Origin of the sequence: Haloferax volcanii DS2, from assembly GCF_000025685.1 — an archaeon.
GTDB lineage: Archaea > Halobacteriota > Halobacteria > Halobacteriales > Haloferacaceae > Haloferax > Haloferax volcanii.
The window spans coordinates 2058283-2081289 of sequence record NC_013967.1 but is presented as its reverse complement, the minus strand read 5'-3'; the positions used below and the strand labels follow the sequence as shown (position 1 = coordinate 2081289).

Sequence of the window (23007 nt, the reverse complement as noted above, 5' to 3'; positions counted from 1 at the left end):
CGGTCTCTTGCTACCGAGTGCCATGAAGTTCGCCACGCTGGTTCCGAGGGTACTCAGGCGGAGTTACCTCCGGAAGTTTCTGTTCGTTATCCTCCTCGTGGCCGCGGTGATGGGCGGGTTCGGCCTGTACGTCTCGGACGTGGTCGGGACCGAGGTGAGAGCCGACACGCACAGCGACCTGGAGATGGTCGCCTCACTGGAGGCCGAGGGGCTGTCGAGTTGGATGGACGGCTACGCTCGGACGGCCCGGATGCTCTCGGCGTACGAGACCGTCCGGACGGGCGACCCCGACGCCATCGACGAGGCGCTCGAACGCGAGAGAGACACCCTGCCCGCCGAGGTGGTGGCGATCCACTACGTGAACCCGTCGAGCCGCGATATCGTCCGCAGCACCGACGGCGTGATAGAGACCAAATCGGTCTCCGCCCTCGACCTGTCGTGGACGACCGGGTCGCTGACGATGGCCGACCCCGACGAAGTGGCCGTCTCCGAGGTCTACCGCTACGGCGGCAGCGAGCGCCTCGCGTTCCTCAGTCCCGTCGAGGGACGCGACGGGGCGGTGATGGTCGTCGTGGACGCGACGAAGCACGCCGAGATGCTGAGCGAGCCGGTCGAGGGGTCCCAAACCCGCGTGGTGACCGATACGGGCGTCATCGCCTTCGACAAGTACGGCGAAAACGTCCTCACGACGTACCGCGACGGGGCGGCGACGCCGGCGCTCGACGCTGCGGTCGACGGCGAGACGGGCGTCGTCGAACGCGAGGGCGACGGGGACGCCGGCGGCGACGTCGTCGCTTACGCCCCCGTCTCGGGGACGAACTGGGCGGTCCTCGTGGAAGCGCCGCAGACCAACGCCTACGCGGTCGCGCAGGTCGTCGAGCGCGACGTGGCCGTCCTCATCGGCGTGGCGCTCGCCGGCCTCGCGCTGGTCGGCGTCGTCATCGGCCGCAACGCGGTGCTGTCGCTCCGACGGCTCCGGACCAGAGCCGAGGCGCTCGCCGGCGGCGACCTCGACGTGGACCTCGAAACCCGCAGAGTCGACGAGTTCGGCGCGCTGACCGAGGCGTTCGCCGAGATGCGAGACGGCCTCCGGGAACGCATCGAAGCGGCCGAAGACGCCCGCCGCGACCTCGCGCGCGCCGCCGAGAACTACCGCGAGACGATGGACGCCGCGGCGACGGGCGACCTGACGGTGCGCACGTCTGTCGAATCGGACGACGAGGCGATGGCGGCCGTCGGCGACGGCATCGACGCGATGCTTTCCGACCTCGAAGCGACTATCGGGCGGGTCGCGTCGTTCGCGGCGACCGTCGACGCGGCGGGCGAGCGCGTCACCGCCGGCACCGAGGAGGTCAGCGCCGCCTCCGAGCGGGTCGAGACGGCGACCGCCGATATCTCCGAGGGCGCGGCCGAGCAGGCGTCGCTCCTCGCGGAGGTCTCCGCGGAGATGCAGGACCTCTCGGCGACGGTCGAGGAGGTCGCCGCCTCCGCCGACGAACTCGCTGACCTCGCCGGCGACGCCGCGGAGCGCGGCGAGGCCGGCCGCGACGCGAGCGCCGCCGTCCACGACGAGATGGCGAACATCGACGAGCGCGTCGCGACCGCGGCCGAGGGCGTCGAAGCGCTCCGCGAGGAGGTAGCGGACATCGGAGAGGTGGTCGACCTCATCGAGGATATCGCGGAGCAGACGGACCTGCTCGCGCTCAACGCCTCCATCGAGGCCGCTCGTGCCGGCGAGGCCGGCTCCGGCTTCGCCGTCGTCGCCGACGAAGTGAAGGCGCTCGCCGAGGAGACCGCCGACGCGACGACCGACATCGAGTCGTCCATCGAGTCCGTCGAGGGGACGGCCGACGAGACGGTCGCTGCGGTGAGAGCCGCGCGAGAGCGCGTCGCGCAGGGCTCCGAGACGGTTGAAGCCGGCGTCACGGCCATCGACGAGGCGGTCGACCGACTGGAGGAGGTGGACCACGGCGTCGCCGCCGTCGACGAGGCGACCACCTCGCAGGCGTCGGCCGCGCAGTCGGTCGCGCGCCTCGCGGACGAGGCGGCCGACATCGCCGACGAGACGCGCGACGAGGCCGCCGACGCGGCCGGCGCGGCCCACGAGCAGAACGACGCGATGGTCACCGTCGCCGGGCAGATGCAGGAACTGTCGTCGGCGACCGACGAACTGCGGGCGCTCGCGGACCGGTTCGAGGTGCGCGAGGAGGGAGCGCGTGACGGCGTCGCCGACGCGGTGAAACTCGGGGACGAGGATACTGAAACCGCGCTCGCGGACGGGACGAACTCCGAGTCGAGGTCGTCGACGACGATGGCCGACCTCGCGGCCGACGGCTCGGGCGGAGACGAGTCTATCGAGGACGGATCTGACCCGGGAGAACGCAAAGCCGCCGACGACAGTCCGGACGGGAACTGACGCGGCCGCGTCGCTGTCGAAGTGTTGTTGGTCGGCTGTCGCTCGGGTCGATTGGTTCGATTCGAGCGCGCGCGAATACGAGCCGGCGGCTCTCCGGTGTGAGTTTCGCGAGAAAGGGATAGGCAGCCGCACGGGAGCGGCCCGCGCGGCAAATGCCGCCCTAGATTGGTCCCCGCTGACGCTTCGGCCCTCCAAAGCGAAGCGTCACCTGAACGGAGTGCCGCGAGATACTTAAACGTGCCGCCATTCACCCAAAACCGCCGCAGGCGGGCGATTCGGGAGCGCTCGCGACGCAACGGGCTTTTCTCCCGTCGGGACCTTCGTCCGGGCATGAGCGAAGACGACATCCCCGGTCGAGTCCGCCGCGCGTTCGGCGACCACGGGTCGTTCGAGCGGGTCGATGACCGAACCTTCGAGTCCGTGACGACGCCGTTCGACGGCACCGTCGGCGTCGCGGCGCAGGACAGCGGCCGCGTCGAGTTCGACGTGGAGGTGCGCGTCCCGATGCTCTCGGCGGTCGCAGACGACGTGGCCCCCGTGGTCGAAGACGGCTGGTACGAGACGTTCGAACTCCGCCTCGAAGACGTAAACGGCGTCGTCGCCGGCGACCACGACCTCGACCCCAACGTGACTCTCGCGGGCGACGAGGCGGTCGTTCGGGCGAGCTTTGCCGACATCAACGAGCGCCGCGGCGTCGACGACGCCGGCGCGGTCATCGACTACGTCGAAGGTACGTTCGTCGAGGGCATCATCCCCGGCTACGACTACGGCGAACCGGTGACGAGCCTCATTCAGAACGCGAAAGACGCCGCCGGCGCAGGATTCTGAAGAACAAGTCGGTGACAGTCGGTCGGGCCGGGGCGACCGCCGCGTGGCGACGCGCCGACTCAGTCCATCGCGATGTACGTCTGGGTGTCTTCGATGCCCGCCACCGACTGGATGCCACCGGCGATGCCCTTCACGTCGGCGGGCGAGTCCACCTCGACTTTCACGATGAAGTCCACGTCGCCGGCGACGATGTGCGCGCTGACGATGCCGTCGGAGACGGCCAAGAGATCCTGTTTCAACTGGTCGATGCCGTCGGAGACGGGCGCGGCCTTGACCATGACGTAGGCGTAGACCATCGTCACGCACCCCCCGCCGCGGTGACGACCTCGTCGCCGACGAGCAGTTGTCGCACGTCGTTGAGTACGTCGAAGTCCGCGAGGACGGCCACGCGGTCGCCCGTCTCCAGCGAGTCGTCCAAAAGCGGGATGCCCATCGGCCCGTCTTTCTTCCCGAACGCGAGGATGCGGGCGTTCGCCGGGAGCGCAACCTCTTCGATACTGTACCCGTTCATCGGTGACTCTTCCGTCACCGTCACGAGGATGACCTGCAAGTGTTGGGCGATATCCGCGATGGCGCGGATGGAGCCGCCGAGCAGCGCGTTCTTCGCGCCGATAGCGCCGAGGCGCTCGGGGTAGACGATTTCGTCGACCTCCTTGGCGTACTTCTGGTACACCACCTCGCGGTAGTCCTCGTCGACCCGGAGCACCGTCCGACAGCCGAAGTGCTTGCCGATCATGCAGGCCGCGAAGTTCACGTTGAGGTCGGCAGTGAGCGCGCCGAGGGCGTCGGCCGCCTCGATGCCGGCGTCGACGAGCACCTCCTCGCGGGAGCCGTCGCCTTCGGACACCTCGAAGTTCGCCTCGCGGGCCCGCTCGACCCGGTCGCGGTCCAACTCCACCAGGACGATGTCGTGACCCTCCTCGCGGAGGACGCGAGCGGTGCGCAGCCCAACCCGTCCAGCACCAATGATAACGAACCGCATGATAAGACGGTATGTCGGCGGAGACAAATAACCTTCCCCCGGCTCGGACGAACGGGCCGCGCTCGGTCGAAGCAAGGCTTTTGACGACTGTGGTAGAATATTTCACGCATGGTTCACGCGTTCATCATGGTGAAGACCGGAGCCGGCGAGTCGGAACAGTTGCTCGGTCCCATCCGCGACTTCGAGACGGTGACCGAGGCCCACATCGTCGCGGGCGCGTACGACATCATCGCGGAGGTCGACACCGACGCGGTCTACGAGGTGCTGAAGACCGCGTCGAGCCGCGTGCAGGGGTTAGAGGGCGTCGCAGACACGAAGACGTACATCTCGCTGGACGACTGAGACGACTCGCCGCGGCTCAGCGCTCGATGTCGAACGGGCCGGTGCGCTCGACGAACGCGACGTGTTCCTCGCGCTGGCGGGCGAGTTCGGGCGGCAGTTCCTCGTAGACGTTGTCGAACAGCTCGTCGGTCCCCGGTTCGGGCGTCGCCTCGGCGCGCTCGACGGCCTCGCGCAGTTCCTCGTCGGCGTCGTCGCGCATGGCGTCGAGCGCCGCGTCGTCGACGACGCCCGCCTCGCGGCAGAACGACTCGAAGCGGTCGAGGGGGTCGCGCGTCCGCCACTCGGGGAGGTCCGGCTCGTCGTCGCGGTAGCGCGAGGGGTCGTCGGCGGTCGTGTGCGGTCCCTGCCGGTAGGTGAGGCTCTCGATGAGCACCGGCTCCCCGGCGCGGGCCTTCTCGAAGCCGCGCTCGACGGCCTCCCTGACCGCCAGCGGGTCGTTGCCGTCGACCTGCATCCCGTCCATCCCGTAGGCGTCGGCCTTCGCCGCGATGGACTCGCTTGCGGTCTGGCGCTCGCGGGGGAGCGAAATCGCCCAGCCGTTGTTCTCGCAGAAGAAGACGACCGACGCGTCGAAGACGCCGGCGAAGTTCAGCCCCTCGTGGAAGTCGCCCTCGGAGGTCGCGCCGTCACCGAAACAGACCAGCGCCGCGCGGTCGTCGCCGCGGTAGTTCGCGGCCATGCCGACGCCGGCGGCGTGGGGAATCTGCGAGGCGATGGGGACCGCCTGCGGGAACACCGGCACGTCGTGGTCCGAGGCGTACTCGGCGTGACCGCGCCGAAAGAGGAGGATGTCGCTCGGCGGCACGCCGCGGGCGAGTTGGAGGGCGTTCGACCGATACGTCGGCAGCAACACGTCGTCGTCGCGCATGGCGTGGGCGGCCCCGATTTGCGAGGCCTCCTGTCCGCGGAAGGGCGGATAGCCGCTCATCCAGCCGCGTCGCTGGAGGGCGAGTGCGCGCTCGTCGAACCGTCGCGCTCGAATCATGTCGCGAAGGGCGGCGCGGGCGTCGTCTGCGGTGAACTCCGTATCGTCCAGCCCGCGCTCTGCGATGAGTCGGTGCATGGCGGTGAGTCACGGTCCTTCGTGATAAACGTCACCCGTTGCGGGGGCGGACCCGGCTGGCGGTTCGACCGACGGCGGCGCGGGACGAGCGGGCCGCCGAGAGCGACAGGCCAAAGACCACCGCCTCCCTACGTCGGCTATGGTCTCGGTGGTCAACCTCGTGCTCATGGGCGCGCTCATCGTCCTCCACACGCTCATCGCGGCGGTCATGACCCGCTTTTTCCGCCTGCGGTTGAAGACGCAGTGGGGGTACATCCTGTACGCCCTGTTTCTGATTCCGCTCGTGCTACTCGTCTCGACGCTGGTGTTCTCCGGCGTCTTCGGCATCGGCGTGAACCTCGGCAGCCCCACGGCCGCCCTCGGCGTGATGATAGGGATGCCGCTCGCGCTCGGCTTCACCATCGACACGCTCTACGTCCCGCCGCCGGAGGAGTACGAGAACCTCCCGAACTCGCGGTGAACTGCGAGTCGGTCGGCGGCTACTGTTCCGCGAGAATCGCTTCGAGCGCCGCTTCGACCGCGTCGAGCACGTCCTCGGGCGACTGCGTCGCGTCGATGCGGACGAACCGCTCCGGTTCGGCCTCGACAAGTCGCTCGTAGTTCTCGCGCACGTCCGCGAGGTACGCCGCCTGTTCGAACTTGTTCGTCGCGCCGCTGCGCGCGGCGGCCGTCTCGGGGTCCACGTCGAGGTAGATAGTCTTGTCCGGCGGACGGGTGAACGCCGTGTGGATGCCTCTGATGTACTCCATCGGGCGTCTGAGGTCGCTGTCGCGCAGCGCGGCGGCCTGATAGGCGTACCGCGAGTCGGAGTAGCGGTCGGAGACGACGAGCTTCCCGTCGGCGAGGGCGGGTCGGACGACCCGCGAGAGATGGTCGGCGTGGTCGGCGGTGAAGAGAAACAGCGTGGCGAGCGGGTCGGCGCCGTCGTCGTCGATGGCGCGGTTGACGGCCTCTCCGTACCACGAGTCCGACGTGGGCTCGCGCGTGAAGACGGCGTCGGGGTACGCGTCGTGGAGCGCCTCCCAGACGGTCGTCTTCCCGCTCCCGTCGAGCCCTTCGAGTGTGACGAGCATATCCTACCAACTCGGCGCTCCGGAAAAAGCGCGCCGAAGCGAGACGCCGCAATGATAATGTCAACGCGACCCGGCATGTGTGGTGTGCCACCCGCCCGCGAGCGGTGGGACGGCCTCCGTCCGAGCGAAAAGCCGTTCACCGTCGTCCGGTTCGACGAGAGCGTCCCCCCGACGGACGCGTCGTTCGCGACGAAGCAGACGGAGGTCGACCACCCGGCCGACGCGCCCGACGACTGCCCCGACCCGTCCGAGGAGCTCGTCGCCTACGACCGAGTCGGTCGGATGGTGAAACGCACCGACGGACCGGTCGCGCCCTCGATACTGTTTTGAGCGCGGTCGCGGGCGGCGCGGGTGCGGGCCGGTGGCGCGGTCTGACGCGCCCGCCCGGAAGAGCGTCGTTCCCATCGGGGTGTTCTCCGGCGAAATCGACCCCGATTCCCCGTTAGCTTTACCCCCATTCCGCCGAATATTACGGCATGAAAGTCCTTGTTGTCGGCGGAAGCGGATTCATCGGGAGCCACCTCTGCCGCGAACTACAATCGCGGGGACACAGCGTGACCGCGATGTCGCGGAGTCCGAACAGCGAGGACCTCCCCGACGGCGTCGAAAAGGCGATGGGGGACGTGACGGACTACGACTCCATCGCGGGCGCGTTCGAGGGGAAAGACGCGGTCGTCAACCTCGTCGCGCTGTCGCCGCTGTTCGAACCGAGCGGCGGCAATCGAATGCACGACATCGTCCACTGGCAGGGGACCGAAAACGTCGTGAAGGCCGCGGAGGCCAACGACGTGCCCCGACTCGTCCAGATGAGCGCGCTCGGAGCCGACTCCGACGGCGACACGGCCTACATCCGCTCGAAGGGGAAAGCCGAGGGGGCGGTCAAGTCGTCCGGGCTCGATTGGGTCATCTTCCGGCCCTCGGTCGTCTTCGGAGACGGCGGCGAGTTCGTCTCCTTCACGAAGCGGCTCAAGGGGATGTTCGCGCCCGGCGTCCCGCTCTACCCGCTTCCCGGCAACGGGGAGACGCGGTTCCAACCCATCTGGGTCGGAGACCTCGTGCCGATGCTCGCGGACGCCGTCGAGGGCGACGACCACGCCGGCGAGACCTACCGCATCGGCGGCCCGGAAAAGCTCACGCTCCGCGAAATCACGGAGATGGTGTACGACGCCGAGAACAAGTCCATCACCATCGTTCCGCTGCCGATGGGTCTCGCGGGCGTCGGCCTGACCGTCCTCGGGGCGGTCCCCGGCTTCCCGATGGGGAAAGACCAGTACCGGTCGCTCCAGTTCGACAACACGACCGACCGGAACGACGTGGGCGTCTTCGGCGTCGACACCTCGTCGATGAAGACGCTCGGCGCGTATCTCGGCGAGCGGAACTGACACCGGAGTGACGACTCGGCGGCGTTAAGCAGCCGTGAACTGCGGCTCATCTTACCGGGATTAGCGGTTCTCACGGGATAACGACTGATTAACACCGGTTTCGAGTCGCCGCGTTCCGCCGATAATCTGATGGTGGTTCGACACGTCCCCATCACAACGCTTATGTCCGCGTTCGTACTGCAATTCACGCAATGGCGAGGGGACTGAACCTATGAAGCTCGCAATGATCGGATTCGGGCAAGCCGGGGGAAAAGTAGTCGACAAGTTCGTCGAGTACGACCGGGAACGCAACGCCGGAATCGTCCGCGCTGCGGTCGCGGTGAACTCCGCGAAAGCCGACTTGCTCGGACTGAAGAACATCCCGAAGGACCAGCGCGTCCTCATCGGCCAATCCCGCGTGAAGGGACACGGCGTCGGTGCGGACAACGAACTCGGTGCCGAAATCGCCGAGGAGGACATCGACGAGGTACAGGGTGCCATCGACAGCATCCCCGTCCACGAAGTCGACGCCTTCCTCGTCGTGTCCGGGCTCGGTGGCGGCACCGGCTCCGGCGGCGCGCCGGTCCTCGCGAAACACCTCAAGCGCATCTACACCGAACCCGTCTACGGGCTCGGCATCCTGCCGGGGTCCGACGAGGGTGGTATCTACACGCTCAACGCCGCGCGCTCCTTCCAGACGTTCGTCCGCGAGGTCGACAACCTCCTCGTGTTCGACAACGACGCCTGGCGGAAGACCGGCGAGTCGGTACAGGGGGGATACGACGAGATCAACGAGGAAATCGTCAACCGGTTCGGCGTGCTCTTCGGAGCCGGCGAAGTCCAGGACGGACAGGAAGTCGCGGAGTCCGTCGTCGACTCCTCGGAGATTATCAACACGCTGGCCGGCGGCGGCGTTTCGACGGTCGGCTACGCCTCCGAGGGGGTCGAGCCGCGGAAGAACAACGGCGGCGGCCTCCTGTCTCGGCTGACGGGCGGCGACGAGCCCGACGACAATCTCGACACCGCCCACACGACCAACCGAATCACGAGCCTCGTCCGCAAGGCCGCGCTCGGTCGGCTCACGCTCCCGTGTGAAATCGAAGGCGCGGAGCGCGCGCTGCTCGTGCTCGCTGGTCCGCCGGAGCATCTGAACCGGAAAGGCATAGAGCGCGGGCGGAAGTGGATCGAGGAGCAGACCGGTTCCATGGAAGTTCGCGGCGGCGACTACCCCATCCCTGGCGCGGAGAAGGTGGCGGGTGTCATCCTTCTGTCGGGCGTGACGAACGTCCCGCGCATCAAGGAGCTGCAGCAGGTCGCCATCGAAGCACAGGATAACATCGAAGAGATCCGTCAAGAGAGTGATTCGAATCTGGAGACCCTCATAAACGATGACGAGGACGAACTGGAGTCGCTTTTCTAAGCTGGCGCTCGCGCTCGTCGTACTCCTGTCGGCCTTCGCAGGGCAAGCAGGGGCGGTGAGCGTCGCGTCCGACGACGTCCCCGACGAGGCGCAGGTCGGTTCGCAGGTGACCGCGTCGGTCACCCTCGAAGAACTGTACCGGAGCCCACAACTCGAATCGTGGACGCTCGCGGGTCAGACCGACCTGGAGGACGTGACGTGGACCGTCGCGTACTACGACCAGACGGGCGCGAGAGTCGACCAGCAGTCCTTTGACGGGCAGAACTTCAGCGGCGCGCAGATCGCCACTGCCGACGGGACGAGCGAAGTGGAGGTCACCGTAACGGGAATCGTTCCCGAAGTGGAGTCGTTCAGCTACGACCCCGCACAGACGTTCACGATAATCTCGCTCGACCAGACCCGCGAAGGTGGCTCCAGTAACGATATCGACTCGTGGTCGGTCCACCACTACACCGAAGAAAGTGCCGCCGCACGGGACGAACTCGACAGCGCGCGGGACGCGATTGAGCGTGCGAGTGGGGCCAACACGCAACAAGCCGAGCAGACGTTTGCCAACGCTGTCGAAGCGTTCAACGGCGAGGAGTTCAGTCTCACGACGAACCTCGCCAACGAGGCGGAGACGAGCGCAAACCAGGCCCGGCAGTCCAGTCAGACGACCCAACTGCTCATCTACGCGGCGGGCGGTCTGCTCGTCGTCGCGCTCATCGTCGGTGGATTCCTCTACTGGCGGTCCCAGCAGACGACCTACGACAAACTGGGCTGATTCTCCGTGCGAGTCGTCGTTCCCTTCGGGGGACGCGATCCGAAGACCCGACTCGCCCCGTTTTTCGACGCCGACGAGCGACGCGAGTTCGCCGTCTCGATGCTCCGCGACGTGCTCGACGCGGTCCGCGCGGTCGGCGGCGACCCGGCGGTCGTCGCGGACGCGCTCGTGACCGTCGATGCGCCCGTCACCGTGGACGACCGACCGCTCACCGAAGTCGTGGGCGGCGAACTCGACGACCTCGGCGGCGGCCCCGTCGCGGTCGTCATGGCCGACCTCGCGCTCGCGACGCCCGCGGCGCTGTCGCGGCTGTTCGAAACCGACGCCGACGTGGTCGCCGCGCCCGGTCTCGGCGGAGGGACGAACGCGCTCGTCGTCCGCCACCCCGAGTTCTCCGTGGACTACCACGGCGCGTCCATTCTCGACCACCGACGAATCGCCCGCGACGCCGGCTGTTCGTTCGCCGAGGTGGACTCGATGCGACTCGCCGTCGACGTGGACGAGCCGAGCGACCTCGTCGAAGTGCTCGTCCACGGCGAGGGGCGGGCCCGCGAGTGGCTGGTCGACGCCGGCGTCCGGCTCGCACGCGGGTCCGGTCGGGTCGAGGCCGTCCGCGAGCGCCGATAGGACCTTAACGGTCCGCGATAAACAGTGTCTGGCGCGGTTGTCCGTCTGCCCGGCGGGAACTGAGGCAACGTGCGCCGCGCGCTCCCGCGTCGCGAAGACGACGCGAGAGTCGAAGTGGAGTCCGAACGTCGCGACGACGACGCGAGTCTCACTCGCAACCAACTCGGGGCGAGCGCCTGACGGCGCTTCGGACGGGCCGGAGACGTGTCTGGCACCAACTATCCGGTCCCGAACTCGACTTCCGCGCTTCGGTCTCGACGCCGCCGTATCGCCGCGAATGACACGCTTTTAGTGGTTCGTCACGCACCGAGAGATATGTTCACGGGTGCCGACGAGTACGGAGTCGACCTGACTATCGACGATGCCGACGTGGAGCGACTGCTCGCCGTCACCCCCGACGACGCCGACGCGCCGGCGTCGCTTTCGTTCTCGCGGAACGTCTTCGTCCCGCTGACGACCGCCTGTCGGTACACCTGTACCTACTGCACCTACTACGACGTGCCCGGCGAGGCGACGCTCATGTCGCTCGACGAGGTCCGCGAGGTGGTCCGCACGGGCGCGGACGCCGGCTGCACGGAGGCGCTGTTTACCTTCGGAGACGCCCCCGACGAGCGCTACACGGAGATTCACCGCCAACTCGACGAGTGGGGCTACGACGACATCCTCGACTACCTCGCGGCGGCCTGCGAAGTCGCGCTCGACGAGGGCCTGCTCCCGCACTCGAACCCCGGCGACCTGACCCGCGAGGCGTTCGCTGACCTCGCGCCCCTGAACGCCAGCATGGGCGTGATGCTGGAGACGACCGCCGACGTGGCCGCCCACTCGGGCAGTCGGCGGAAGACGCCGGGCCAGCGGCTCAACACCATCCGCGCCGCGGGCGAGGTGGGCGTCCCCTTCACGACGGGCATCCTCGTCGGCATCGGCGAGACGTGGCGCGACCGGGCCGAGAGCCTGCTGGCCATCCGCGCGCTCCACGAGCGCTACGGCCACGTCCAGGAGGTCATCGTCCAGAACGTCGTCCCCAACGAGCGGTCGGACTACGAGCGCCCGTCGCTCGACACGATGCGCCGGGTCGTGGCGATGGCGCGGGTCGCGCTCCCCGAGGAGGTGTCGGTGCAGGTGCCGCCGAACCTCTCGGCGGCGGCCGACCTCGTCGCCTGCGGCGTCGACGACCTCGGCGGCGTCTCGCCGGTCACGGACGACTACGTCAACCCCGACTACGAGTGGCCCGCGCTCCGGGAACTCGCAGACATCGCCGACGAGGCGGGCGTCCCGCTCCGCGAGCGACTGCCGGTCTACGAGCGGTTCTTGCCGAACGGGGCGCTCGGACCGGCGGACGACCCCGGCGAGAGCGGCGGCGCGCCCGCGGCCGCGCCGGACCGCGAGTGGCTCCGCGGCCCGATTACCGACCGGCTCGCCGCCGACGACGTTCACGGACGGCGGTTCCGAAACGTCGCCCGCGGCGACGGCCCGCTGTCGATTCCGCGGTGAGATCGACGCCGCGTCGGCCGACCGTGTGGTCGTCTGCTACCGACGACGACCGAGAACTGAGTAGAGCGCGACGACCGCGGCGGTCACGGCGGGCGCGCGCCCCGAGAGCTGGGGCACGCGTTTTCTGACGAGTGTGTAGATGACGCCGACGGCGAGGCTGACGAGGAGAACCCCTCGCGAGTCGCCGCCGAGCGTCAGGAGGCCCGGCACCGACAGCGCCGCGGCGAGCGCGAGGTCGCCGGGAGAGCCGTCGTAGGCGGCGAGGCGGCGGGGTTCGACCCAGCCGCCGAGGCTGCGGACGTAGACGCCGCGGTCGGTCCGCGCCTCCCACGGACGAGCCTCGCTGCTGCCGCCGAGGTAGTCGGCCGCGCAGTGGAGCGCCGCCGCGACGAACCCGGTCGCCGCGGCCGCGGCCAGCGGGTCGCCGGTGACGACCGCGACCGCGCCGAACCCGACCGAGCCGCCGACGAACGCCTCGACCTGATGGAGCGTCCTACGGTGGACGCCGACGACCATGTCGAGGTCGGGGAAGACGCCGCCGACGACCGCCGCCGCGACGACGAGCGGCGCGGCCGCGGGGGCGACGACCGCGACGGCGGCGGCGAGCGCGAGGCTCATCGCCACGTGCGTCGGGGCCATCACGGGGCGACCACCTCCCGAGCCGGTCGGAGCCGTCGAGTCGTCATCGCTTCGACCACTCGGCGACCGAGACGTATGAGTTTCGTGGTTGCGCCGAGCGCTCGCGGGCGCGGCGGGTCACGCAGACGCCGCGCCTCAGATGCCGAACCACTCGGGCATCCGCTTTCTGAAGCCCGTGTAGAACAGCGCGACGGCGACGCCGACCGCGATGGCGACCCGGACGCCGCCGGAGAAGGCGAGGAAGCCGGGGACCGAAAACAGGAGCGTCAGCGCGAGGTCCTCTGGCGCGCCGTCGTAGCGGACGAGATAACGGGGGCGGAGCCACCGCTTCGCGGGATGGACGTACACCGCGCGGTCGGAGGTGCGGTCCCACGGCCGGAGTTCGCCGCCCGCGCCGAGCCAGTCGGACGCGGAGTGGAGCCCCGCCGAGAGGCAAAAAAAGGCGACGCCGACGGTGAGCGTCGAAGGCGAGACGGCGGCGACGCCCCCGAAGACCGCGGCGGCGACGCTGTAATAGACGGGGAAGTGCAGCGTCTTGCGGTGGACGCCGACGAAGAGGTCCACGTCGGGGAAGACGCCGCCGACGAGCGCGCCGACGGCCGCCGCTGTGGCGAGGTCGGGCGCGACCCAGACCAGCGGCGCGGCGAGGGTCAGCCCCACGGCCGCGTGGGTGGTCGCCATCATCTCAGTCGTCTGCGGTCGCCGGGTCGCGGCGGCCGTCGAGCAGGGGCGTCCCGTCGGCGCGCGGGCCGAGCGTCGGGCCGTGCGGGCCGTCGTCGGGGTCGATTGGCCGGCGGGTCCGGTAGTCGGTCGAGCGCTCGACCGGCCGGCGGCCGATGGCGGTTATCATGTCGACGTAGTCGTCGAACGAGCGGAACTCGCCGAAGCCGCCGCCGGCGCGCTTCGTTATCTCCTCGGAGAGAATCGTCCCCATCAGGTCGTCCGCGCCGCAGTTGAGGAGCTTCAGCGCCTTCGCGTTCCCGAACTTCACCCACGACGACTGGATGTGGTCGACGTTGTCGAGGTAGAGCCGCGCGACGGCGACCATCAGTTCGTCCTCGTCGTCGGACGCGCCGCCGGTCACGAGGCCGCGGTCGTACAGCGGCGTGTTCTGGTGGATGAACGACAGCGGGACGAACTCGGAGATGCCGCCGTAGCGGTCTTGCAGGTCGCGAATCACGTCGAGGTGGAGCACGCGGTGTTTCTCGGTCTCGACGTGGCCGTACATGATGGTCGCGGTCACGTCGAGGCCGGCTTCCATCGCGCCCTCCATCCCGGCGACCCACTCGTCGGTGCCGATTTTCCCCGGGCAGATGACCTCGCGCACCTCGGGGACGAGAATCTCCGCGGCGGTGCCGGGCGCGCTGGCGAGGCCGGCGTCCGCGAGGCGGCGGTAGACCTCCTCGTAGCTCCAGTCGGTGCCGCGCTTGGCGTGATGGGCCTCTTCCGGCGTCATCGAGTGGACGTGCGCGCCGGCGGCCGACATAGCAGAGAGCTGTTCGGCGTAGCTCGCGGGGTCGGTGTCGTACGCCTCGGGCGGCTTGTAGTTCACCTCGGCGGCGGGGTTGTCGTAGGCTTCGAGAATCTCGCGGTGTTCCTCGTCGAGCACGAGCGCGGGGTGGAGGCCGGAGACGGACGTGACCTCGTAGATGCCCATCTCGACCGCGTCGGCGACGATGTCGCGGGACTCGGCGGGCGTCTTCGTGAAGCCGCCGTGGTCGGCGTCGGAGTCGGCCTCGAACAGGTGGGCGGTGTTCTTGAAGTTACAGAACAGACACCCCGTGTTGCAGGCCGTCGTCACGTTGTTGTTGAGGTTGGCGACGAACGTCACGTCGTTTCCGACCATCTCGGCGCGCCGCCGGTCGGCGGCTTCGAGCACGAGTTCCTTGCGTTCGGGGCCGATTCCCTCGCGGTCGGTCCCCGTCGTGATGAGTTCGACGCCGTCGTCGACCGTGAGGCGCTCGCCCGCTCGCGCCTTCGCTAAGGCGTTCTCGAACGACTGGTCTGTCTCCGGGACGTGTTCGAACCCGAAGTCGTGGGCGGCACCAGACATGCTCGTTGGCAACGCGCCACGGTCGTAAAAACGGGGCGGTACCGGAACTCCGGCCGCGGGATACAGCGGGACGCCGCGGAGAAAGCGTTAGGCCCTCCCGCCGTGTTGGGTCGCACATGGAACACTCCCCGACTTCGACGACCGAGTCGGCTCTCGACGACGGAGGAGAGTGCCTGCTGTTTTCGGCCCTCGTCGGCGCGGTCGCCAGCGTCGTCCTCTCGCCGCTTCCGGGGTCGACCGTCCTCGGCGGGGCACTCGCCGGCTACCCGACCGGAAGCGACCGCGAACTGGGCGTGAAATCCGGCGCGGTCTCGGGGCTGTTCGTGAGCCTCGTCGGGACGGTCCTCGGCGTCGTCGTCCTCGGGTTCTTCAGCATCTTCGCCATCGGCGTCACCCCGTTCGAGTTGGGCTTCGGCCTCGGCATCCTCGGCATCGTCATCGTCGCGCTGTTCGGCCTCCTCGCGCTGCTCGTCTACACCGTCGGCCTCGGCGCGCTCGGCGGCTACCTCGGCGCGTATCTCCACGAGGAGTTCGCCTGAGTCCGGGTCGCTCCGACCCGCCACTCAGCCACCGGCACCGACGCCGGTGAACTCGAAGCGAGCGCCGCCCGCGGTGCTTTCCTCCACCGAAACCGTCCAGCCGTGCGCGTCGACGACGTTCGAGGCGATTGTCAGCCCGAAGCCGATGCCCGCGGTGCCGGTCGAAAAGCCGGTGTCGAAGATGCGCGAGCGGAGTTCGGGGGGGATGCCCGCGCCGTCGTCTTCGACGTAGAAACCGTCGTCGAGCGCGCCGACGGTGACGGTGACGCGGTCCTGCCCGCCGTCGGCAGACCCGGATTCGTCCGGTGAGCCGTGTTCGACAGCGTTCCGCATCAGGTTCTCGAACAGTTAGTGGAGCCGGCCCGCGTCGGCGACGACGGTCCGGTCGGACCGACGACGAGCGCCGCGTCCCCGGTTTCGACGTGATCCCAGCACCGCTCTGCGGTCTCCGCGAGAGAGACCGGCGTCGTGGCGAACGCGTCGGTGCCCTGTCGCGCGAGCACGAGCAGTTCCTCCGTCAGCGCGGTCATCCGGTCGTGGGCCCGCGCCACCGCCGCGAGGTGGTCGTTGTCGATTTCCTCGCGGGCGAGGTCGAGGTGGCCCGTGGCGACCGAAAGCGGGTTGCGGAGGTCGTGCGAGACGACGCTCGTGAACTCGTCGAGTCGGCGGTTCTGGGCTTCCATCTCGGGTTCGATGTCCCGGCGCGCCGTGATGTCCGTGTACACCGCGTATATCGTGTCCTCGCCGACCGGGACCGACCGGAGGAGGAAGTCCCGCTCGCCGTTCGCGGTCTGTCTGCGCACCTCCGTCTGGACGAAGTCGCCGGCGCGGACCATCTCGGTGAGCTTCGCGGCCTCGTCGAGACGGTCGTCCGGCGCGACCACGTCGTCGATGGCGCGGCCGACGACCTCGGATTCGTCGTAGCCGAACGTCGCCTCGAACGCCGGGTTCACCGCGCGGATGACGGACTCGCCGTCGACGAACTCCGAGTCGATGATGCAGTCGGCGCTGTTCTCGAACAGGGCGGCGTACTGGTCGCGTTCGACCCGAAGCCGGCGCTCGAAACTGAGCCGCTGGAGCGCCGCGTTCGTGTGGGCGACGAGCAGTTCCGCGAGTTCGAGGTCGATTTCGTCGAACGCGCCGGTCTGCTCGGAGACCGCCTGAAACACGCCGAACGAACCGATAGCGACGCTGAGACCGGAGCGGTAGTCACCGAACTCGGGGCGGCCGAACGCGTGGAGTTCCATGTCGACCGCGCGGTGGGACTCGCCGGTGCGGAACGTCTCGCCCATCGCGCCCGCGTCTTTCGGGACCGGGCGGAGTTCGCGGTCGGTCGGCGTCGACGACTGCGCCCGCGGGACGAACCGGTCCGCCTCGGCCGCGAAGGCGAAACAGATGTCGAGGTTGAGGATGCGCTCCGCAGCCTCGACGGTCTCCGCGTAGATGTCGTCGGCGTCGGAGACCGACGCGAGTCGCATGGCGACGCCGTGGAGCGACGTTATCTTCCGCTCGGTGCGCTGAATGCGGCGTTCGAGCCGGCTGACGATGTCGCGTTCGGTGCGCTGGGCCTCCGAACTCCGATAGCGGGCGACCGCCGCCCGAACCCGGTCGGCGAGGCGGTCGTAGGAGAGGGATTCGATGTCGCCGGAAACGCGGTGGGCGGCGGGGTCGTCCGCGAGTGCGTCACCGTCGCTCCCGTCGTCGCTCCCGCCGGAACCGAGGAGCACGACCGGCACGTCGGGATGGCGCTCGCGGACCAGCGCGACCACGTCGTGGCGGTCGAGCGCGGCCGCGACGGCGTCCGCCCGGGTGCGGTCGGGAGCGACGAAGAGAACGGACGGTGCCGTCCCCGCCGACGAACCCGGCGAGGGTGACCGAGTCATGCACCGACACGCTTGGGAGAGAGCATCAATTGATTGGTGAGTGCGACCGGCGGTTCGTGACAGTTGGCCGCCGGTAATCTGCCGCGAGTGAGGAGAACAGGGAGCCCGCTGTCCGACGACACCGACGCGTCGTCGCCCGAGGCGTCCGAGGCGGTCGACGCCGAGAGCCCGGGCGGGCGGCACCGGTCGCGCTCAGATTCGTTTTTCGACTTCGGGGAGGAACGCCGCGAGGTCGCCGCGGACGACCCGGTCGGCGCGGTCGTCGTACTGCGTCGCGTCGAAGTTGACGACGACGAGCGAGCCGACCTCGGCGGCCCGGCCGGCGAGACCCGCCGCGGGGTGAACCGTCAGCGACGAGCCGAGCGACAGGAACACGTCGGCGTCGCCGGCGAGGCGGTTCGCCTCGCTGTAAGCGACGCGGGGGAGGCGCTCGCCGAACAGGACGACGCCGGGCTTGAGCAGGCCGCCGCAGTCGTCGCACGTCGGCGGCGCGTCGCCGGCGCGGACCGTCTCGAACACGGGGGCCGCGTCGGTTCGCGCGCCGCAGTCCTCGCAGACGACTTCGGCGGCGTTGCCGTGGAGTTCGACGACGCGATCGGAGCCGGCCTCGCGGTGGAGGCCGTCGGTGTTCTGCGTCACGACCGCGTCGAGGACGCCCCGCGATTCGAGGGCCGAAAGCGCCTCGTGGCCGGGGTTCGGCTCGACGCCGTCGGGGAACATGCGCTCCTGTAAGTGGACGCGGTCGCGCCAGAAGCCGGCGGGGTCGTTGACGAAGCGGTCGCGGTGGAACGACGCCGGGTCGAACTCGGTCTCCCAGATGCCGTCGTCGCCGCGGAAGTCGGGGATGCCCGAGGCCGTGCTCATCCCCGCGCCGGTGAAGGCGACTGCGGTGTCGGCCTCGCGGAGTCGGCGGGCGACCCACGCGGCGTCTGATTCGAGGGCAGCGTCCATAGCCCAACGGACGGGCCAGCCGCGAAAAAGCGATACGATTCGCCCGGTAAGCGCATTCGTGCATAGATTGGCCGCGTATCCGACCGAGATACGCACGGAAGTGGAAGCTTCTTAGTGGGATGAGCCCAGAGGACGACCATGACCAGCGTGAAGGACTTCCGCGTCGAGGAGGAGCCGACGGCGACCGACCTCGGGCGGGGCCGCTTCGTCTTCTCGGACCGCTACTCCGTGTTCGACTGGGGCGAGATGCCCGACCACGTCCCGAACAAGGGCGCGAGCCTCTGTCTCATGGGCGCGTACAACTTCGAACTGCTCGACGTGAACCACGTCCCGACCCACTACCTCGGCGTGGTCGAAGACGGCAAGGTGAAGGAACTCGGTGAGTGCGAGTCGCCGCCGACGGAGATGGCCATCGAACTCACGCAGGTGCCCGACCTCCCTCACGCCGACGGCGCGTACGACTACGACGCCTACCACGAGGCCGCCGGCGACAACTACCTCATCCCGCTGGAAATCGTCTTCCGCAACACCGTCCCGGTGGGGTCGAGCCTCCGGCGGCGCGGCGAGCCCGCAGACTACGGCCTCGAACTGGACGAGTGGCCCGACGAGGCCGTCTCCCTCCCCGAGCCGGTCGTGGAGTTCTCCACGAAGTACGAAGAACAGGACCGGTATCTCTCCCGCGCGGAGGCCGACGACATCGCCGGGAAAGTCGACCTCGACCGCCTCGAAGAGCTGGCGCTCGCCGTGAACCACGTGCTGACCGAACGCGCCGACGAAGCCGGCTTCGACCACGAGGACGGCAAAATCGAGTGTCTCTACCACGACGGCACCGTCAAGGTCGGCGACGTGGTCGGCACGTTCGACGAAAACCGGTTTTCCTACGGCGGCCAGCAGGTCTCGAAGGAGGTCGTCCGGCAGTACTACAAGCGCGTCCAGCCCGAGTGGGTCGAAGCCGTGAAAGACGCGAAGGCCGAGGCCATCGAGACGGGCGAGCCGAACTGGCGCGAGCACTGCGCGGTCGAACCCGACCGCCTGCCCGCCGACATCGTCGAGGCGCTGTCGGACCTCTACTGCGCCGGCACCAACGCCTACGTCGACCACGACTGGTTCGACGCCCCGACCATCGAGGACGCCGTGGCGCGCGTCCGCGACCTGTAACCGGGCGGCTCGAGCGACTCCGCTTTTCGTCTGTCCCCTTCTCACGCCGCGTCGTCGCCGACGAGGAACCGCCAGCCGCGGCGGGAGAGTCGGACGACGCCGAGCGCGAAAACCACCGTCGCGCCGGTCACGACGCCCGGTTCGACGCCGGGAAGGAGCGGGATGAGTCCGAGTTCGTGCGCGGCGAGGAGGACGGTCGCCACGAGCCACAGCGCGTAACAGCCGAGCGCGACGCGGTAGCGGGGAGAGACGGGCACGCCTCCGAGTCGTGTCGGCGGCAAAATAGGGCTGGTGTCTGGCGGGGGTCGCCCCGCCGTCGCTGCCGCAGTCGCCTCAGTCCTCGGACGGTTCGGGCGCGAGCGCCTCGCGCTCCCCGAGGGCGTCGATGATGCCGTCGACCGGGCGGTCGGGGTTCGACGCCTGCGCCTCGCGGGTGAGGCCGAGTTGGTAGCGCTCGGGGTCGGCGCTCTCGCGGAGGCTGGTGCGCCCGCGGTGGACCGACACGTCGTTGTTGAGGTGGAGCTTCACGGCTTCGAGGAGCGCGTCGGCCTCCAGCGGCTGGCCGCGCTCTTTGATTTCGTCGATGGAGGCGTCGTCCGGCACGTCGAAGGCGCGCTGGGCGATGATGGGGCCTTGGTCGAGGTCGGTCGTCACGTAGTGGGCGGTGACGCCCGCGATGCGGACGCCCTCCTCTTTCGCCTGCCGGTAGGCGGCCGCGCCGGGGAACGCCGGGAGCAGCGACGGGTGGATGTTGATGATGCGGTCCTCGTAGCGGAAGACGACGTTCGGGCCGAGGATGCGCATGTAGCGCGCGAGGACGACGAGGTCCACGTCGTACCGTTCGAGGAGGTCGAGCAGGCGCTCTTCGTTGGCGGTCCCTTTCTCGTCGCCGATGTCGTGGAACGGCACGTCGTAGTGGCTCGCCAGCGGTTCGAGCGTGTCGTGGTTGCCGATGACGACCGAGATTTCAGCGCCGAGGTCGTCGTTGGCCCACGCCTCGAACAGCGCTTCGAGGCAGTGGGACTCCTTCGTGACGAGGACGGCGATTTCGCGGGTCTCGCGGTCCGAGGGGAACCGGACCTGCACGTCGACGCCGAGGTCGTCGCCGAGGTCGGACAGCGCCGCTCGGAGTTCGTCGCGGGAGCAGGTCATCTCCGCGGTGTCGGCGTGGAGGGTCATCCGGAAGATTCCCTCGCGGACCGCCTGGTCCAAGTCCTCGACGTTGATTCCGCGCTCGAACAGCAGGGTGGTCACGTTCGCGATGAGTCCGGTCTTGTCTCCTCCGATGACCGTGATTTCGGTGAGTTCGCGAGTCATACCGTCACCTCCAGCTGTTCGAAGCTGAACATACCCGTCCTGCGTCGGCGAACGGTAAACCGCTGTCGTTCTCCGCAAGCGAATCCCTCGGGAACGACCGTGAATCACCCGTCAAAAGGAAAAGCCGACGTGCGCGCGTTGTCGCCTACGCCAGCGGCAGCACCGACGAGACGACGAGGACGACGACGAGCCCGGTCACGGAGATAATCGTCGTCAGCGCGGTCCACGTCTTCAGCGTCTCCGCCTGCGTGAGCCCGCCGATTTCCTTGACGAGCCAGAAGCCGGAGTCGTTGTACCACGAGCAGATGTTGCCGCCCGCGCCGATGACCATCACCAGATACGCGGTGTGGACCGGAAGCTGGCCGGTGAGCGGGGCCATGATGCCGGCGGCCGTGAGCATCGCCGCGGTCGCGGAGCCCTGCGCGATGCGGACGATGGCAGCGATGAGCCACGCGGTCACGAGAAGCGGGATGCCGAAACCTTCGAGCCCGTTGGCGAGGTACGAGCCGATTCCGGAGGCCGCGAGGAGCGCGCCGAACGCGCCGCCCATCGAGGTGATGGCCGCGATGTTGCCGCCGCTTTTCAGCGCCTCGGTGAGTTCGTCTTCCCACTCGGACCGCGAGAGGTCGGACCAGCGGTAGTACGTGTAAGCCGCGGCGAGCGCGGCGACCGTGAGCGCGACGTTCTTGTCGCCGATGAACGCGACGAACGGGCGGTTGTCGACGACGAACCCGACGAACGGCCGGAGCGGTTCGGCCACCGTCACGCCTTCGAGGGCGTTGACGACGGTGAGCGAGCCGACGAGCGCGACGGCGATGACGATGGGAGCGGTGGCTTCGAGGAAGCTCGGAAGCGACGACACGTCGCGCTGGGCGCGCTCCTGCAGTTCGTCCGTGGTCGTCCCCATCGCGTCGCGGAGGGGGATGTCGATGCGGCGGTTAATCCAGCGGCCGTAGACGAGGCCGCCCATGGTGGCCGACGGGACGGCGACGGTGACGCCGATGAGCATCGTGATGCCGATGTCGGCCCCGATTTCGCTGGCGACCGCGAGCGGGCCGGGCGTCGGCGGGATGAACACGTGGGCCGTCGCCGCACCGGCCCCGACGACGACGAGATACAGCGCGTAGTTGTCGCCCATCCGCGCCCGCATCGACCGCGCGAGGGGGGCCATGAGGTAGAACACGCTGTCGAAGAACACGGGGATGGCGAGCACCGTACTGCTCCCCCACAGCGCGATGTCGCTGTTTTCTCTCCCGACGAGCGACTGGAAGGAGCGGACGATGCGCTGGGCGGAGCCGCTTTCGAGCATCGACTTCCCGATGATGGCGGCCATCAGGATGGGAATCCCGATACCGGCCATCCCGTTTCCGAACGCCGTCGCCGTTCTCGTCGCCGCATCGGCGAGCGCGAAGTCGGGGACGAACGCCGCGTTGACGAGGCCGACCGCGAACGCGGCTATCGCCAAGCCGACGAACGCCGGGAGGTCCAAGACGACCAGTAACAACACGACCAACGCGAGTCCGACGACGAACGTCAAGAGCGGACTCTGTGCGAATTCGATTGCCATGCGTGAGATGCCATCTCATTCGGAGTATAAAAATGATTATCATATATCACGTATGTAATTATTTTTATATATTTATATAAAATAATAAACTATTGTGGCGTGTAATCAAAAGAGTTGTCGAGATGTGTTCGCGGTGCGCCGTCAGCTAGTGAGTACTGTCGCATCTACGACGGAGCGTGGTCTCTGCCGGTGTCGTCGCCGGTTCGATAACCAGTAGTCACATTCGTGTATAACAAACACGACCCAAAACCGTTTTTGCACATCACCACGCATCGCCACCTGATGACCACTTACACCGCGACGGTGACGGTGCGCCTCAAGCGCGGCGTGCTCGACCCGGAGGCGGAGACGACGAAGCGCGCGCTGGAACGACTCGGGTTCGAACTCGAGGCGCTGCGCTTCACCGAACGCTACGAGGTGGACCTCGACGCGGCCGACGCCGACGAGGCCGAGGCCCGCGCCGACGAGATGGCAGAACGCTTGCTGGCGAACCCGACCATCCACGACTACGAGGTCGCGGTCGCCGAGGCCTGA

General features: G+C 68.5%; 24 protein-coding genes and 1 pseudogene. 13 read left to right on the top strand and 12 right to left on the bottom strand.

Going from position 1 to position 23007, the window contains the following annotated elements; genetic code table 11:
• Positions 1-22: 22 nt before the first annotated feature.
• Together HVO_RS15355 and HVO_RS15350 are read left to right on the top strand one after the other, a co-directional pair.
• On the top strand, positions 23-2416 hold the full coding sequence (locus HVO_RS15355; protein WP_004042106.1) for a methyl-accepting chemotaxis protein: 2394 nt from the start codon (positions 23-25) through the stop codon (positions 2414-2416).
• Between the two features lie 330 nt (positions 2417-2746).
• Positions 2747-3244, top strand: a complete 498-nt coding sequence (locus tag HVO_RS15350; protein WP_004042105.1) for a DUF5813 family protein — start codon at positions 2747-2749, stop codon at positions 3242-3244.
• Positions 3245-3303: 59 nt separating this feature from the next.
• On the opposite strand, the gene HVO_RS15345 is transcribed toward HVO_RS15350, so the two are convergent.
• Both HVO_RS15345 and HVO_RS15340 read right to left on the bottom strand, forming a co-directional pair.
• Positions 3304-3540: an Lrp/AsnC ligand binding domain-containing protein gene (locus tag HVO_RS15345; RefSeq protein WP_049914813.1), complete on the bottom strand. Its 237-nt coding sequence runs from the start codon at positions 3538-3540 to the stop codon at positions 3304-3306.
• A gap of 2 nt (positions 3541-3542) precedes the next feature.
• Positions 3543-4226, bottom strand: coding sequence for a potassium channel family protein (locus HVO_RS15340; protein ID WP_004042103.1), 684 nt, complete (start codon positions 4224-4226; stop codon positions 3543-3545).
• Positions 4227-4334: 108 nt separating this feature from the next.
• Here HVO_RS15340 and HVO_RS15335 point away from each other — a divergent pair, with 108 nt between their 5' ends.
• Positions 4335-4568 carry an Lrp/AsnC ligand binding domain-containing protein gene (locus HVO_RS15335; RefSeq protein WP_004042102.1) on the top strand — a complete coding sequence of 78 codons (234 nt, stop codon included), beginning with the start codon at positions 4335-4337 and terminating at the stop codon, positions 4566-4568.
• Between the two features lie 16 nt (positions 4569-4584).
• Here the strand turns inward: HVO_RS15335 and HVO_RS15330 are convergent, their stop codons facing one another.
• Positions 4585-5631: a thiamine pyrophosphate-dependent dehydrogenase E1 component subunit alpha gene (locus tag HVO_RS15330; RefSeq protein WP_004042101.1), complete on the bottom strand. Its 1047-nt coding sequence runs from the start codon at positions 5629-5631 to the stop codon at positions 4585-4587.
• A 139-nt stretch (positions 5632-5770) separates the two neighbouring features.
• Here HVO_RS15330 and HVO_RS15325 point away from each other — a divergent pair, with 139 nt between their 5' ends.
• Entirely contained in the window at positions 5771-6091 is a 321-nt protein-coding gene (locus tag HVO_RS15325; RefSeq protein WP_004042100.1) for a hypothetical protein, read from the top strand.
• A gap of 19 nt (positions 6092-6110) precedes the next feature.
• Here HVO_RS15325 and tmk read toward each other — a convergent pair whose 3' ends face one another.
• Positions 6111-6704, bottom strand: coding sequence for a dTMP kinase (gene tmk, locus HVO_RS15320; RefSeq protein WP_004042099.1), 594 nt, complete (start codon positions 6702-6704; stop codon positions 6111-6113).
• 84 nt (positions 6705-6788) lie between these two features.
• Between tmk and HVO_RS15315 the strand changes: the two genes are divergently transcribed.
• The 6 genes from HVO_RS15315 to cofG all read left to right on the top strand — a co-directional run bounded on the left by HVO_RS15315 (position 6789) and on the right by cofG (position 12366).
• A complete protein-coding gene (locus tag HVO_RS15315) occupies positions 6789-7034 on the top strand; it encodes a hypothetical protein (RefSeq protein ID WP_004042098.1) in 246 nt (81 codons plus the stop codon).
• Positions 7035-7180: 146 nt separating this feature from the next.
• Complete coding sequence (locus HVO_RS15310; protein WP_013035592.1) at positions 7181-8086, top strand: complex I NDUFA9 subunit family protein; 906 nt, start codon at positions 7181-7183, stop codon at positions 8084-8086.
• Positions 8087-8297: 211 nt separating this feature from the next.
• Positions 8298-9485, top strand: coding sequence for a tubulin/FtsZ family protein (locus HVO_RS15305; protein WP_004042096.1), 1188 nt, complete (start codon positions 8298-8300; stop codon positions 9483-9485).
• Entirely contained in the window at positions 9454-10248 is a 795-nt protein-coding gene (locus HVO_RS15300) for a hypothetical protein (protein WP_049914812.1), read from the top strand. The genes HVO_RS15305 and HVO_RS15300 overlap by 32 nt, the downstream gene beginning before the upstream one ends.
• 6 nt (positions 10249-10254) lie before the next feature.
• Positions 10255-10875 carry a 2-phospho-L-lactate guanylyltransferase gene (cofC, locus tag HVO_RS15295; protein ID WP_004042094.1) on the top strand — a complete coding sequence of 207 codons (621 nt, stop codon included), beginning with the start codon at positions 10255-10257 and terminating at the stop codon, positions 10873-10875.
• 315 nt (positions 10876-11190) lie between these two features.
• A complete protein-coding gene (gene cofG, locus HVO_RS15290; RefSeq protein WP_004042093.1) occupies positions 11191-12366 on the top strand; it encodes a 7,8-didemethyl-8-hydroxy-5-deazariboflavin synthase subunit CofG in 1176 nt (391 codons plus the stop codon).
• A 36-nt stretch (positions 12367-12402) separates the two neighbouring features.
• On the opposite strand, the gene HVO_RS15285 is transcribed toward cofG, so the two are convergent.
• The 3 genes from HVO_RS15285 to cofH all read right to left on the bottom strand — a co-directional run bounded on the left by HVO_RS15285 (position 12403) and on the right by cofH (position 15058).
• Entirely contained in the window at positions 12403-13005 is a 603-nt protein-coding gene (locus HVO_RS15285; RefSeq protein ID WP_004042092.1) for a hypothetical protein, read from the bottom strand.
• A gap of 135 nt (positions 13006-13140) precedes the next feature.
• Positions 13141-13689 carry a hypothetical protein gene (locus tag HVO_RS15280; RefSeq protein ID WP_004042091.1) on the bottom strand — a complete coding sequence of 183 codons (549 nt, stop codon included), beginning with the start codon at positions 13687-13689 and terminating at the stop codon, positions 13141-13143.
• A 1-nt stretch (position 13690) separates the two neighbouring features.
• Positions 13691-15058, bottom strand: coding sequence for a 7,8-didemethyl-8-hydroxy-5-deazariboflavin synthase subunit CofH (cofH, locus tag HVO_RS15275; RefSeq protein WP_004042090.1), 1368 nt, complete (start codon positions 15056-15058; stop codon positions 13691-13693).
• 116 nt (positions 15059-15174) lie between these two features.
• Here cofH and HVO_RS15270 point away from each other — a divergent pair, with 116 nt between their 5' ends.
• Positions 15175-15597, top strand: coding sequence for a DUF5518 domain-containing protein (locus HVO_RS15270; RefSeq protein ID WP_004042089.1), 423 nt, complete (start codon positions 15175-15177; stop codon positions 15595-15597).
• A gap of 24 nt (positions 15598-15621) precedes the next feature.
• On the opposite strand, the pseudogene HVO_RS15260 reads toward HVO_RS15270, so the two are convergent.
• A pseudogene (locus HVO_RS15260) lies at positions 15622-17480 on the bottom strand (ATP-binding protein).
• Between the two features lie 192 nt (positions 17481-17672).
• Entirely contained in the window at positions 17673-18431 is a 759-nt protein-coding gene (locus tag HVO_RS15255) for an SIR2 family NAD-dependent protein deacylase (RefSeq protein ID WP_004042086.1), read from the bottom strand.
• Between the two features lie 138 nt (positions 18432-18569).
• Here HVO_RS15255 and HVO_RS15250 point away from each other — a divergent pair, with 138 nt between their 5' ends.
• Positions 18570-19589: a phosphoribosylaminoimidazolesuccinocarboxamide synthase gene (locus HVO_RS15250; protein WP_004042085.1), complete on the top strand. Its 1020-nt coding sequence runs from the start codon at positions 18570-18572 to the stop codon at positions 19587-19589.
• 41 nt (positions 19590-19630) lie between these two features.
• Here the strand turns inward: HVO_RS15250 and HVO_RS15245 are convergent, their stop codons facing one another.
• The 3 genes from HVO_RS15245 to HVO_RS15235 form a co-directional block, all read right to left on the bottom strand.
• Positions 19631-19846 (bottom strand): hypothetical protein, encoded by a 216-nt coding sequence (locus tag HVO_RS15245; protein WP_004042084.1) that lies wholly within the window; start codon positions 19844-19846, stop codon positions 19631-19633.
• 76 nt (positions 19847-19922) lie between these two features.
• Complete coding sequence (locus tag HVO_RS15240) at positions 19923-20906, bottom strand: formyltetrahydrofolate deformylase (protein ID WP_004042083.1); 984 nt, start codon at positions 20904-20906, stop codon at positions 19923-19925.
• Between the two features lie 145 nt (positions 20907-21051).
• Complete coding sequence (locus HVO_RS15235; protein ID WP_004042082.1) at positions 21052-22473, bottom strand: GntP family permease; 1422 nt, start codon at positions 22471-22473, stop codon at positions 21052-21054.
• Positions 22474-22755: 282 nt separating this feature from the next.
• Between HVO_RS15235 and purS the strand changes: the two genes are divergently transcribed.
• Entirely contained in the window at positions 22756-23007 is a 252-nt protein-coding gene (purS, locus tag HVO_RS15230; protein ID WP_004042081.1) for a phosphoribosylformylglycinamidine synthase subunit PurS, read from the top strand.

Coding starts and splice junctions, on each gene's coding strand:
- HVO_RS15355 (WP_004042106.1), top strand. CDS start 23: ATGAAGTTCGCCACGCTGGTTCCGAGGGTACTCAGGCGGAGTTACCTC.
- HVO_RS15350 (WP_004042105.1), top strand. CDS start 2,747: ATGAGCGAAGACGACATCCCCGGTCGAGTCCGCCGCGCGTTCGGCGAC.
- HVO_RS15345 (WP_049914813.1), bottom strand. CDS start 3,540: ATGGTCTACGCCTACGTCATGGTCAAGGCCGCGCCCGTCTCCGACGGC.
- HVO_RS15340 (WP_004042103.1), bottom strand. CDS start 4,226: ATGCGGTTCGTTATCATTGGTGCTGGACGGGTTGGGCTGCGCACCGCT.
- HVO_RS15335 (WP_004042102.1), top strand. CDS start 4,335: ATGGTTCACGCGTTCATCATGGTGAAGACCGGAGCCGGCGAGTCGGAA.
- HVO_RS15330 (WP_004042101.1), bottom strand. CDS start 5,631: ATGCACCGACTCATCGCAGAGCGCGGGCTGGACGATACGGAGTTCACC.
- HVO_RS15325 (WP_004042100.1), top strand. CDS start 5,771: ATGGTCTCGGTGGTCAACCTCGTGCTCATGGGCGCGCTCATCGTCCTC.
- tmk (WP_004042099.1), bottom strand. CDS start 6,704: ATGCTCGTCACACTCGAAGGGCTCGACGGGAGCGGGAAGACGACCGTC.
- HVO_RS15310 (WP_013035592.1), top strand. CDS start 7,181: ATGAAAGTCCTTGTTGTCGGCGGAAGCGGATTCATCGGGAGCCACCTC.
- HVO_RS15305 (WP_004042096.1), top strand. CDS start 8,298: ATGAAGCTCGCAATGATCGGATTCGGGCAAGCCGGGGGAAAAGTAGTC.
- HVO_RS15300 (WP_049914812.1), top strand. CDS start 9,454: ATGACGAGGACGAACTGGAGTCGCTTTTCTAAGCTGGCGCTCGCGCTC.
- cofG (WP_004042093.1), top strand. CDS start 11,191: ATGTTCACGGGTGCCGACGAGTACGGAGTCGACCTGACTATCGACGAT.
- HVO_RS15285 (WP_004042092.1), bottom strand. CDS start 13,005: ATGGCCCCGACGCACGTGGCGATGAGCCTCGCGCTCGCCGCCGCCGTC.
- HVO_RS15280 (WP_004042091.1), bottom strand. CDS start 13,689: ATGATGGCGACCACCCACGCGGCCGTGGGGCTGACCCTCGCCGCGCCG.
- cofH (WP_004042090.1), bottom strand. CDS start 15,058: ATGTCTGGTGCCGCCCACGACTTCGGGTTCGAACACGTCCCGGAGACA.
- HVO_RS15270 (WP_004042089.1), top strand. CDS start 15,175: ATGGAACACTCCCCGACTTCGACGACCGAGTCGGCTCTCGACGACGGA.
- HVO_RS15255 (WP_004042086.1), bottom strand. CDS start 18,431: ATGGACGCTGCCCTCGAATCAGACGCCGCGTGGGTCGCCCGCCGACTC.
- HVO_RS15250 (WP_004042085.1), top strand. CDS start 18,570: ATGACCAGCGTGAAGGACTTCCGCGTCGAGGAGGAGCCGACGGCGACC.
- HVO_RS15240 (WP_004042083.1), bottom strand. CDS start 20,906: ATGACTCGCGAACTCACCGAAATCACGGTCATCGGAGGAGACAAGACC.
- HVO_RS15235 (WP_004042082.1), bottom strand. CDS start 22,473: ATGGCAATCGAATTCGCACAGAGTCCGCTCTTGACGTTCGTCGTCGGA.
- purS (WP_004042081.1), top strand. CDS start 22,756: ATGACCACTTACACCGCGACGGTGACGGTGCGCCTCAAGCGCGGCGTG.